The organism is Enorma sp., assembly GCF_982429025.1.
This window is the reverse complement of record NZ_CEWCAA010000011.1, coordinates 1-11354: the sequence shown is the minus strand read 5'-3', so window position 1 is coordinate 11354 and position 11354 is coordinate 1. Positions and strand designations below refer to the sequence as shown.

Genomic DNA, 11354 nt, shown 5'->3' with positions numbered 1-11354 from the left:
CTAGCTGGTGCAGAAATCGACGAATCTATGCCCGACCTATAGATGAGCCAACGAGCGCCCTCTATAGATTCGCGAACATTTCCTGCAAGCGACAGTGCAATGGGGAGCAAAGCCTAACCGTCCCGCTGTTACGCTTTCTAATGTAGCATGCATTGTTTTATATTTGGCCCCGCGGCACGCCGGGCCGCCTTCCGGCGCCCCCGCCGGCAGCCCGGATGCACCGCGACCCCCGCCCGGCCGGGAAAAGCGCCGACGGGACCCGAAGAAAGCCGCTCGGGGGGCGTAAGCGCGCGATGCCATGCAAAAGTCCCGCCAAAGGATCGGATTTTTGGGTGCACGCGCAGTAGCCACCGAGAGGCCAACGCTTTGACCTGCGGCTCCCCTGAGCTCGCGACGCGGTGTATCCGGCCGACCGGTGAAAATCCGATCCTTTGGCGGGACTTTTGCTCCTGGGCGGGCAGACCGCGGCGCATCCCGCAGCGCATTCGGGCGGGTGGACCAGCCAATCGTTCACAAAAGTGCCGAGTGCGGCCAAATGGTCACACTCGGCAAGATAGTGAACGGTTTTGCTAAGTCGGACAGAGCAACTGAGCAGAGCGCAGCCGCCGCGTTCGCCTCGCCTAGCTCCACGCCTCGCGACCGCGGAGCGCCTTGAGGCCGATGTCATGACGGAGCGTCTTGCCCTCGAAATCAATCTTCTCGCAGGCAGCATAGGCCAAATCGCGAGCCGCCTCGAAGGTATCCCCAAGCGCCGTCACGGCCAGCACGCGGCCACCGCTCGTCACGAGCTCGCCCGTGTCGGTCACCGCGGTACCCGCATGGTAGACGGTCACCCCGTCCAAAGCATCGGCATCTTCAACGCCGGTGATAACCTTGCCCTTCTCGTAGCTGCCCGGATAGCCCGCACTCGTGAGAACCACGGCCACGGCCCACTCATCGCGCCAAGACAGCTCAACCTCGTCCAAGCGCTGCTCGGCGCAAGCGAGCATGACATCTACCAGATCGTTCTTCAGGCGCGGCAGAATCACCTGCGTCTCCGGGTCGCCGAAGCGCGCGTTGAACTCGAGCACCTTGGGCCCTTCCGGCGTAAGCATGAACCCGCCGTACAGGCAGCCGCGGTAGTCAATCCCCTCCGCAGCGAGCTCGGCCACAGTATCGGCCATGACCTGCTTCATGACGGCGAGCTCCTCGTCGGTCACGATGGGCACCGGGCTATACACGCCCATGCCGCCCGTGTTGGGACCACGGTCACCCTCAAGGGCGCGCTTATGGTCCTGGGCGGTAGCCATGGGCCGCACGGTCTTGCCGTCGGTGAAGGCCAGAAGCGAGCACTCGGGGCCGGTCAGGCACTCCTCGATGACCACGGTGGAACCAGCATCGCCGAAGGCTCCAGCAAAGCACTCGCGGACCGCCTCCTCGGCCTGGCCCTGCTCGGTAGCCACGACCACGCCCTTACCAGCTGCCAGGCCATCTGCCTTCACCACGAGCGGGGCACCTTGCTCGCGAACATAGGCGAGCGCCGCCTCCTCGTCGGTAAAAGAGCCGTATGCTGCCGTGGGAATGCCGGCGCGCTCCATGAGCTCCTTCGAAAAGCGCTTGGAGCCCTCCATCTGCGCACCCTCGGCGTCAGGCCCAAAGCACGCGACACCAGCCGCGCGCACGGCGTCGGCAACACCGGCAACGAGCGGGGCCTCGGGACCGATCACCACAAGCCCGATGCCCTCCTCGCGGGCAAAGGCAGCCACCGTCTCCGGGTCGTCCTCCGCAAGCGCCACGTTCACACCCTCCTGCAGCGTGCCTCCGTTACCCGGCGCGATGTAGAGCGTTCCGCAGCGCGGAGACTCGGCAAGCTTCTTCGCGAGCGCATGCTCGCGGCCGCCGCTTCCCAAAAGCAGGATGTCGATGGTCTTGGTGGTCTCGGTCATGGTTCCTCCTTGTAACGGCGAGGCCTGGCGCATGTCAGCGGGGCGAATAAGCAACATGGTCCATTTTGACCCCGTCCCAAAATGGACCCTGTCTCGCCCTTAGAACGACGGCGTTAGGTACTCGGCGATATCGTCGAGCTCAGGATTATGGAACTCCTCCGGGTACGCAAAGAGCCCCACGGCACGAAGCCCCACGTGCGTGGCGATGGTTGGGCCAATGGTCCCCATGGTAAGGAAGCGCAGCGAGGCATCGGTCTTATCGAGCGCCCGATCCATGAATTCAAGCGCTTTATAGGCCTTGGTATGAAGCTTGTAGTACACAAGCGGGCCCATCTCGCGGGATTGCTCGGCCATGAGGTCCACGATGTAGCTCACCGCGTTCTTCATGCCCTTGGCCTTGTGGAGCACCTCGATCGCGCCGGTCTCGGTGAGCGTTACCACGATCTTGAGGTTCAGAAGCGAGGTGGCCATGCCTTGGAATTTGCTGGCGCGCCCGCCCTTCACCAGGTTTGCGAGCGAATCGGGAATGAAGTAGATGCGGTGCGTGCGCCGCACGTTTGCAATGCGCTCGAGCGCCTCGTCGAGTGTGCCGCCGGCACGGGCGATGCAAGCAGCCTCGAGCACCATTGCCCCTTGGCCAACCGTAGCGGAACAGGAATCGAACGCTTCGATGCGAATGCCCCGCTGCTTCGCAACATGGGCAGCAGCGGCGCGCGCAGTCTCGTAGGTACCCGAAAGCGCCGCAGAGAGGTGGATGGAGAGGATCTCCGTATAGCCCTCGTCGGCAAGGGCGTTGTACGCGTCGAGGAAATCTGCCGGCGCCGGCTGCGAGGTGATGGGCAGGTTCTCCGCCGCCTCAAGTTTATCGAGGAACTCCTCGATCTTGATATCAACCCCGTCAGCGTACTCCGTCGTCCCGAAAGCGACGTGCAGCGGCACCACGCGCAGGTCGTACTTCTCCACCAATGCAGCAGGCAGATCGGCGGCACTATCCAAAACGATGGCGAACTTGTTCACGGTCCCTCCCCCGGCGACCATATTCGTGTTTTCAAGCACTCGCGACGCGGCGCCCCTACTTCCAGGAACGGTTGATGGTCTGCTCGCGGTCGGGGCCAACCGACACGAACGCAACCTCGGCATGAGCAAGCTCCTCGATGCGCGCAACGTAATCGCGCGCCTCCTGCGGCAACTCGTCAAAGGAACGGCATGCCGTGATGTCGCACTTCCAGCCGGGCAGCTCCTCATAAACCGGCACGGCGTTGGCAAACGCCGCCTCGTGCTCCGGAACCGTGGTGTAGCGCTCGCCATCGCAGTCGTAGGCAACGCAGACCTTGATGGTATCGAACGCGGAAAGCACATCGAGCTTGGTGAGCGCGATATGGGTGAGCCCGTTCACACGAGCCGAGTAGTTGGCGATCACGCCGTCGAACCAGCCACAGCGACGACGACGGCCGGTGGTCACGCCGTACTCGTACCCCTCCTCGGTGAGGGTGTGGCCGGCATCGGTTTCGTATGCCAGCTCGGTGGGCATGGGGCCAGAGCCCACGCGGGTGATGTAGGCCTTCATGATGCCGAGTACGCGCTCGATGTTGCCGGGGCCCACGCCAGAACCGGTCACGGCACCGCCAGCGGTGCAGTTAGACGACGTAACGTACGGATAGGTGCCGTGGTCGATATCGAGGAGCGTCGCCTGAGCACCCTCGAAGAGCACCGACTTGCCCTCCTCGATAAGATCGTTGAGCAGGCGGGAACTCTCGCAGATATACGGGCGCAGGCGCTCGGCCATGGGCAGATACTCATCGCAGATCTGGTCTACCGTGTAGGTGGGCAGGCCGAAGATCTTCTCCAGCTGCGGGTTCACGCGGTCAAGGACGCGTGCGAGCTTGTCGCGGAAGGTGGCCTCGTCGAGCATGTCCTGCATGCGCAGGCCAATGCGCGCCATCTTGTCCTGATAGCACGGGCCAATGCCGCGCTTCGTGGTGCCGATGTTGTGAGACCCGAGGAGCTCCTCGTAGGCGCCGTCGAGGTCCATGTGGTAGGGCATGATGACGTGCGCGTTGCCCGAGACCTTGAGGTTGGCCGTGGAGATGCCATCGGCCTCGAACATATCGATCTCTTCGAGCAGCACCTTGGGGTTGACCACGCAGCCATTGCCGATCACCGAGATGCACTCCGGATACATGATGCCCGAGGGAACCTGGTGCAGGCCGTACTTGCGATCACCCACCACGATGGTGTGCCCCGCGTTGTTGCCGCCCTGATACCGCACGACGCAGTCGAAGTCCCGAGCAATCAGGTCGCAGATCTTGCCCTTGCCCTCATCGCCCCACTGGGTTCCAACCAGCACTGTCGAGCTCATGAATTACTCCTCACCGATCAGGCTACTCAACCCGTACCGTGTCGAGCGCCCTCGCACCCAGCCCGCTCGCCAGCCCATAGGCCAACGCAGGAGCCCGGCGCACTATACAACAGGCACTATTATATCCACCGGAACAGGCGTTCAGACTAGCCCTCGCCATGTATCCCATCAAGCTCATAGAACTTCGTGGATGCAGGCACGAACGCCAGGTCCACATCGCCGATAGGGCCGGAACGGTTCTTCGCCACGATGACGCGCGTCACGCCCTCGTCCGGGCGGTCGTCGCGCGATGCCTCCTGCTCGTCGGCCGAGCGGTCGAGGAACATGACGATGTCGGCGTCCTGCTCGATCGAGCCCGATTCGCGCAGGTCAGAAAGCTGGGGGCGCTTCCCGGTACGGCTCTCGACCGCACGGGAGAGCTGCGAGAGCGAGATGACGGGCACGCCGAGGTCCTTCGCCATAATCTTGAGGGCACGGCTCATCTCCGAGACCTCGACCGCGCGGTTCTCGGCACGACGGCCCGCCGGGGGGCTCACCAGCTGCAGATAGTCGAGGATGATGACAGCCCGCTCCTTGTTGTGGAGCATGCGGCGCGCCTTGGCGCGAATCTCGGTGATGGTGGTGCCCGGCGTATCGTCGATAAGGATATCGAGCTTCGAAAGCTCCTGCGTGGCCTCGTTGATGTTCGCCCATTGCTCGGGCGAGATGCGGCCCGTGCGAAAATCGGAGATGGAGAGCGCTGCATGCGCGCAGATAAGGCGCTGCGCGATTTCTTTTCCGCTCATCTCGAGCGAGAAGAAGCCCACGGTGCAACCGTCGGCAGCCGCATTGAGCGCAAGGTTGAGGGCGAAGGACGTCTTACCAACGGCAGGACGGGCGCCCAAGATGATGAGCTGGCCCTCGCGCATGCCGAGCAGCAAGCGATCAAGGCTTGGAAAACCGGTGGCAACGCCGTGTGCCTGCCCGCCGGCCGCCGCAATCTCGGCCGCCTCGTTGTAGGCTTCGATCATGAAGTCCGTAAGAGAGCGATACGCGCTCGATACCTCGCGGTCCGTAATCTTGAGCACGAGGCTCTCGGCTTGGTCGACAGCCTCTTTCGCATCGAGCGGCGCATCGTAGGCAAGCTCGCTGATCTGTCCGGCGGCTTTGATGAGCTCTCGGAGGAGCGAGTCGCGACGCACGATCTCGGCATGGTGCTGCCAGTTGGCAAGCGAGATGGTGTTGCCCACAAGCTCGAGAATGTACGCCTCGCCGCCCACCGCAGACAGCTTATCTTCAGAAGCGAGGAAGTCCACCACCGAAATGGAATCGATGGGAATGGCCCGCTCGTTCATGGAAACCATCGCAACGAAGAGCTCGCGGTGCGCAGGGCGATAGAAGTCGTCGATCCGGAGCTCGGAGATGGCATCGTCCACCACGTCTGGCGAAAGCAGCATGGCGGAGAGCACGTTGGCCTCGGCCTCGGTGTTATTGGGAAGGCCTTGATGGGCCCCACGGTCTACGGCAAGGGGGGCGTAATCATTCGGCGACACGCTCATGCCTTTCTCGAACACGAGGCGACGTGCAAAACGCCGCCCAGCAGATAACCTACGAGCACCCATGGTAGAGTATTCCGCTGCCGAGCAGAGGGCTCGTTCCCCTGCTCTCTGCACCTTTTTCTTTCCACATCCAGATGTGGATAACCCTGCCCCGGCTTTCAGCGGGAATACCAGTTTTCAACGTTTTCCACAATTCGACAGGCCCATCATACCGAGTTTTCAACAGCTATACTCTTTACCTGCTGTTATTCACTTCTTACTGTCTTTTTGCCGTTCTATTACACACAGATATTTGTACATTTAGTGAACATGCAGGTAACTAGTATTGTTTTATACATTGCGCAGGATAACCACCGTACGCGATACCGTCTGCTCTTGATAAAGGCTTGTGAAAAACTTGCTATCGAATCTGGCTCATATTGAGTTTTCAACCGTTGACCTGTTGATTTCTTACTCTCTCGATTTGTCAAGAGAAACTTTCAACCTTTTCTTGAATGTTGAATGTTTCGTAAGCGAGTTTTTAAGGACCCGCCCGGACCATCCGAGCTCCACGCGAACGGCAGCTTCGCGGGCGCTCGAACCGGCGAAGCTGCAGCCGCCGAGATGCGCGCCTCCGATGCGCCCGGCTCACCGCCTCGTGGCATAACGCAAAACGCCCGCCGCCGAGAATCCCCGGCAGCGGGCGTGGTGAGCGCTGTTGCTGTAGCGTCTGCTACTCAGCAGCTTCCTCGGTAGCCTCCTCAACCACCTCGGCCTCGGCCTCAGCCTCGGTCTCAGCAGTCTCGGACTCCGCGGCGAGCTCCTCGGCGGTCACGCCAACGAGCACGACGACCTCGGCGCGAATCTCGCGGTAGAGCGAGATGGCCACGGTGTGGGCGCCGGCAACCTTGATGGGCTTGCCGAGCTCAACGCGCTTGCGGTCAATCTCGACGCCGAGCTGGTCCTTGACGGCGTCGGCAACCATGGCGGCGGTAACCGAACCGAAGAGGATGCCCTCGTCGCCGACCTTGACGTCAACAGTAACCTGCTTGCCGTCGAGGTTCGCCTTGAGCGCGTTGGCGTCGGCAAGACGCTTCTCCTCGCGCTTGGCGATGTTGTTGCGGCGCTGCTCGAGCTGCTTCAGCTCGCCCTTCGTCGCCGCAACGGCGAGCTTCTTCGGGAAAAGGTAGTTCTCGGCGTAGCCCTGAGCGACGTCTACGATGTCGCCCTCGCCACCCTTGCCCTTGATCTCACCAAGAAGAATGACTTTCATGAGATCTCCTATCCTGCGCGTCGCACGCGCGACGCATTTCTTACGTGTGTGCCTCGTCGTGCGAACCATCCCGCGGAAGCTTGCGGAAGTTGGCCCACACATCGATGAGGCCGATGATGCTCACAACGAACATCACCTCAAGCCAAGTTGCAACCATGATGACGGCGAACCGCCCGAAGCACCCTATGCGCCAGCGGCCGAGCAATCCCAAGATCACGCCAAGGCCTTGGATCAAGAAGATGATCCTTACCGCCAAAAAGAGCGTGACGGAGACGGTCCGGAGTACCTGCGACTCGGGCACAGCGGCAAATGAGGCGCCCATCCCTAGGACAGAGAGGGCCAGCACCCCAACCGCCCAGAGCGGCGCGTCGAAGAGACTGATCTGCGGAACCCGAAGGCGCTGCCCCGGCGCAGGCATCTCGCCCCACGAGGCCGGACGCTGGACCGAGCCAAGGAACGACCCGAATCCGGCGACGAGCGCATCGAGAGCGGCAGAGAGCACGTACACCATCGGCCAGATGACCGAAATCAGGGGCTCAATCGAGACGAGCGCAAGCTCAGCCTCGACGCCGCGACCAACCGAAGCGCGGGCAACCTCCATAAGCATCGCCGACGTCACCTCGGCAAGGTTCGTGCCAGCGTTGAAGGCGGTGAAGCCATCGACTGCCATGCACAACGCGATAGCCGCGGTGACCACAAGCGATACCTCGGTAACGCCCGCACGCCTCTTCCACATGAGCGCGGAGATGGCTGCCGCGATGCCAACGAGCGGAACTGCGAACAGCACGTTGGAAACACCATCGAGCACCATCCACGCAACGAGGACGGCACCCGATATGCCCAAGCCCGCAACCAAGCCCTTCGCGCCGAAGCGCTCAGACTGGGTCCTGAGACCCATCGCAAGGCACGCCACCCCAAGCATGGGGTACCGCGCCATCACGGCCACGGACAGCCCGATCCCTACGAACCACAGCCATCCGCCGTTTGGTCGCGAAGCGCGCTGCCGGGCGGGAACGATCTCGGTCCCATCTGATCCGGCTGCGCTATGCTGCCCGTCGAACATCATCATGAACGAGCAAACGGCCTGCTAGTCGCGGTTGCGGCCACCGCGGGAGGAAACCACGGGGACAGCGTACGGCAGAAGAGCCATCTCGCGGGCGCGCTTGATCGCGTTCGCGATGTCATGCTGGTGCTGCGTGCAAGCGCCAGTGACGCGGCGCGGCTTGATCTTGCCGCGGTCGGTCATGTACTTGCGAAGGAGCTGAGTATCCTTGTAGTCGATGTACTCAGTGTGCTCCTTGCAGAACTGGCAGTACTTACGACGCGGCTGACGTGTTGAATAATCATTAGCCATGTCAAAATACCTTTCGTTTGGCGCATCCGGCATAGCCGGAGCGCACTCGTGCAAACCAGGCGTCTACGCCTCTAGAACGGAATATCCTCGTCGTAGATATCCGCCGTCGGCGGAGCCTGGACAGGCGCCTGCGGGCGCGCCTGGGGCTGCTGGGCATAGCCTCCGCGCGGGGCCTGGGGCGCGTTGGAATACCCTCCGTCACCCTGCTGGGAACCCCTGCTCATGAACTCGATTTCATCGACGATGACCTCGAGCTTGCTGCGGCGCTGGCCGTCACGCTCCCAAGAGCTGTAACGGAGCTTCCCCTCAATCGCGACCTTGGAGCCTTTGCTGAGGTAGCGGCTCACCGCCTCCGCGCGCGCACCGAACATGGTGCAGTCCACGAAGTTGGGATAGTCTTCCCACTCGCCGGACTGGGGGTTGCGCCTGCGATCGTTCACCGCGACACCGAACGAGAGCACCTGGGTGCCGCCGCTCGTCATGCGAAGCTCCGGATCGCGGGTGAGGTTGCCGGAAATGTTAACTCGGTTAATGCTCATGCGTGCTCACTACCTCTCATGTACGGGCCGCGCCGAGCCGGCACGCGCCCGCTGGGCGCATCGCGCCCCTTCCATAGGCGATTTACTCCTGGTCGTCACGGCGCACGATCATGTGACGCTCCACCGCATCGGTAATGCGGAGAACGCGATCGAGCTCGGCGATCGACGCGGGATCTGCATGGAAGTTGATGAGGGTGTAGTCACCTTCGGTGAGATCGTTGATCTCGTAGGCGAGCTTGCGCTTGCCCCACTCGTCAACGTTGTCAACCTTGCCGTTACCGGCAGCAATCGTCACGTCGATACGCTTCATAACAGCAGCGCGAGTCTCGACATCAAGAGACGGGTTGACGAAGAACAGCAGTTCATAAGCCTTCATGTGGTCACCTCCTCTGGGCATAAGGCTCCGGGTCGTGAAGGTGCGCCCGGAGCAGGAAAGGACTCAGCTACTATAGCCGCTTCCTGCCGAAATCTCAAGAAGTCCGTGCTACACCCTCATGAGCTCCACATACACCCCGCGTCCGCCGCACGGCCGCCAGAAGCAACGTCGTGGGTTGCCGGAGGCCGCGCGGCACAGGGGCCGAGCTGGCGAGGCGAACGCTGCCCGCCCATCCATGCAAGCCAAGGTTCTCACGCGCATCTAAACAAATGCTGGCCGCGTTCGTTCAATAAGCAGAACATGCGCTGAGGCCCGGCCCGAAGGCATGCTGTTTTCCCAGCTAAACACGCTTAATCTATGCGCCACACACCGCAGCGAGCGCTCGCGCGGCACGGCAAAGCCCATTGTTTTCCCAAAAGTGATGCGCGGCCCGCATGGATGACGGACGGCGTGCGGCCTCGATTTGCGCTTGGTCCTTGCTGCGGACACGGGCCTCGATGGAGCCCCTCGATTGAACCCGAGCCTCAATCTGGAGCGGCTAGACCTCGTGCGGAACCCCGTCGGGCAGAGGATCGGACGAGAGCCCCCAGCGCCCCACGTCGAAGCGGCGAAACCACATTCCCGCTGCATGCGTTGCCACAAGTTGCATCGCGACCGAAAGCGCCGAGCCTATGAACGAGAAAGCCGTAGACAGCAGGAACCCGCCCGAGGCGTTCGTCGGGCTGAGCGTGAACAGGTGGCGCAGGAGATGCTCAGAATTAAAGACGAAGTAAAGTGCGCCATTATAGAACTCGAAATACGAGATGCCCACCGATGCGATGGCACCCATGATCGCCGCAGAAGCCCACGAATACATGAGCCCCGCTGCGCACCCAATGGCGGAAACCCCCACCAACCTCATGAAGCCGCCCGGGTCGCAAACGATCATCTGGGCCAAGCGGTCGAGCCGCCATCCAGCGGCGAAGCCATCGTATACGACTCCGCGCATCATCGCGGCAAGAATGAATCCGCCAAGGACGACCTGCCCCACGAGACTCGCCAGCGCACGCGGCGAGAACATGAAAAGATAGCGCCCCTCGCCCTGCCAGACGCCCCACGTGCCCGCCCCATCGAAACTGAGGGGAAGAAACGCCACGTGGTCAACGCCGAATAGCACCGAGAGAACCACCCCGCACGCAAGAGACATGCTCAAGAGGATAAGGTACGCCCATCCACCCGTCTTGAGCAGCTTGAGATAATCGATTCCCTGCCTGCGCGGGGCGCAGTCGACTCCCCATGCAGCAAGGCGCGCCCATTCGTACGCGTAGCCCAAAAGCGCGATGGTGCCAAGAAACGGCACCCACGACAAGAGCGCCAGAACCACGATCGGCTTATACCATCCGCGCTCTCCGGTGAGCATATTCCATGAAGCCACAAACCCCAGCCGACGATTCTGCATCCCCGATCTCTCCTACCGCCTATCGTCTCTGCGCCATGCGCACCGCGGTGAGTGCACCACGAAACCGCGCAGCACGATCCATTCATATACATCATGCATATAAAGTGTATCGGCTTCAGGGCAACACATGCAGGCACCCCGCGCGATTTGGTGTCAAACGGCAAAGATATAAGTGTTTGTTAAGCAAGATGGCAGTGCACAGCGTACCGGGCCCGTATGGCCGCCCACGCTTGAATGAGCCGGGCCAGCCTATCAGCAGAATCGGCTCGCCCTCGCACTGCGCTGCCACCGATCAGCTCGAGGTCGAGCGCCCACTAGCCTGCAACGGCGCCCTCTTCCCCGCGCTTGCACGAGCTGCACAAAATCCCCGTTTGCATTGTCGGAAAGATACGGTACAATTTCCTGTGCTGAACACGGAGAGTTGTCCGAGTGGCCGAAGGAGCACGATTGGAAATCGTGTAGGCGCCAAAAGCGTCTCCAGGGTTCAAATCCCTGACTCTCCGCCAGTTGCTTTCTCGCGGCGCGCCCTCTTCCTCGATGGCGCGCCGTTCACCCCATGCGGAGGGGTGGCAG

General features: G+C 61.9%; 10 protein-coding genes and 1 tRNA gene. 1 reads left to right on the top strand and 10 read right to left on the bottom strand.

Annotated elements, in window-relative coordinates:
• Window positions 1-620: 620 nt before the first annotated feature.
• The 10 genes from purD to AC1VS5_RS03230 form a co-directional block, all read right to left on the bottom strand.
• Window positions 621-1925 (bottom strand): phosphoribosylamine--glycine ligase, encoded by a 1305-nt coding sequence (gene purD, locus AC1VS5_RS03275; RefSeq protein WP_481217682.1) that lies wholly within the window; start codon window positions 1923-1925, stop codon window positions 621-623.
• 99 nt (window positions 1926-2024) lie between these two features.
• Complete coding sequence (locus AC1VS5_RS03270) at window positions 2025-2942, bottom strand: DegV family protein (RefSeq protein WP_204627511.1); 918 nt, start codon at window positions 2940-2942, stop codon at window positions 2025-2027.
• Between the two features lie 55 nt (window positions 2943-2997).
• The gene (locus AC1VS5_RS03265; RefSeq protein WP_019128691.1) at window positions 2998-4284 is read right to left on the bottom strand and encodes an adenylosuccinate synthase; all 1287 of its coding nucleotides are present in this window, start codon (window positions 4282-4284) and stop codon (window positions 2998-3000) included.
• 146 nt (window positions 4285-4430) lie between these two features.
• Window positions 4431-5822, bottom strand: coding sequence for a replicative DNA helicase (dnaB, locus tag AC1VS5_RS03260; protein ID WP_019128690.1), 1392 nt, complete (start codon window positions 5820-5822; stop codon window positions 4431-4433).
• A 712-nt stretch (window positions 5823-6534) separates the two neighbouring features.
• Window positions 6535-7074 carry a 50S ribosomal protein L9 gene (gene rplI, locus AC1VS5_RS03255; RefSeq protein ID WP_019128689.1) on the bottom strand — a complete coding sequence of 180 codons (540 nt, stop codon included), beginning with the start codon at window positions 7072-7074 and terminating at the stop codon, window positions 6535-6537.
• 40 nt (window positions 7075-7114) lie between these two features.
• Window positions 7115-8143 (bottom strand): DUF2232 domain-containing protein, encoded by a 1029-nt coding sequence (locus tag AC1VS5_RS03250; protein ID WP_417057993.1) that lies wholly within the window; start codon window positions 8141-8143, stop codon window positions 7115-7117.
• An 18-nt stretch (window positions 8144-8161) separates the two neighbouring features.
• Window positions 8162-8428: a 30S ribosomal protein S18 gene (gene rpsR / locus AC1VS5_RS03245; protein ID WP_019128687.1), complete on the bottom strand. Its 267-nt coding sequence runs from the start codon at window positions 8426-8428 to the stop codon at window positions 8162-8164.
• Between the two features lie 71 nt (window positions 8429-8499).
• Window positions 8500-8967 (bottom strand): single-stranded DNA-binding protein, encoded by a 468-nt coding sequence (locus AC1VS5_RS03240; protein ID WP_019128686.1) that lies wholly within the window; start codon window positions 8965-8967, stop codon window positions 8500-8502.
• Window positions 8968-9049: 82 nt separating this feature from the next.
• Window positions 9050-9343, bottom strand: a complete 294-nt coding sequence (gene rpsF / locus AC1VS5_RS03235; protein WP_019128685.1) for a 30S ribosomal protein S6 — start codon at window positions 9341-9343, stop codon at window positions 9050-9052.
• Between the two features lie 538 nt (window positions 9344-9881).
• Complete coding sequence (locus AC1VS5_RS03230; RefSeq protein ID WP_481217681.1) at window positions 9882-10781, bottom strand: DUF4013 domain-containing protein; 900 nt, start codon at window positions 10779-10781, stop codon at window positions 9882-9884.
• Between the two features lie 415 nt (window positions 10782-11196).
• Here AC1VS5_RS03230 and AC1VS5_RS03225 point away from each other — a divergent pair.
• Window positions 11197-11287 (top strand) — tRNA-Ser (locus tag AC1VS5_RS03225).
• The last annotated feature ends 67 nt before the right edge of the window (window positions 11288-11354 follow it).

Excerpts from the sequence above, each read along its gene's own strand:
- purD (WP_481217682.1), bottom strand. The coding sequence starts at position 1,925 with ATGACCGAGACCACCAAGACCATCGACATCCTGCTTTTGGGAAGCGGC.
- AC1VS5_RS03265 (WP_019128691.1), bottom strand. The coding sequence starts at position 4,284 with ATGAGCTCGACAGTGCTGGTTGGAACCCAGTGGGGCGATGAGGGCAAG.
- dnaB (WP_019128690.1), bottom strand. The coding sequence starts at position 5,822 with ATGAGCGTGTCGCCGAATGATTACGCCCCCCTTGCCGTAGACCGTGGG.
- rplI (WP_019128689.1), bottom strand. The coding sequence starts at position 7,074 with ATGAAAGTCATTCTTCTTGGTGAGATCAAGGGCAAGGGTGGCGAGGGC.
- AC1VS5_RS03250 (WP_417057993.1), bottom strand. The coding sequence starts at position 8,143 with ATGATGATGTTCGACGGGCAGCATAGCGCAGCCGGATCAGATGGGACC.
- rpsR (WP_019128687.1), bottom strand. The coding sequence starts at position 8,428 with ATGGCTAATGATTATTCAACACGTCAGCCGCGTCGTAAGTACTGCCAG.
- AC1VS5_RS03240 (WP_019128686.1), bottom strand. The coding sequence starts at position 8,967 with ATGAGCATTAACCGAGTTAACATTTCCGGCAACCTCACCCGCGATCCG.
- rpsF (WP_019128685.1), bottom strand. The coding sequence starts at position 9,343 with ATGAAGGCTTATGAACTGCTGTTCTTCGTCAACCCGTCTCTTGATGTC.
- AC1VS5_RS03230 (WP_481217681.1), bottom strand. The coding sequence starts at position 10,781 with ATGCAGAATCGTCGGCTGGGGTTTGTGGCTTCATGGAATATGCTCACC.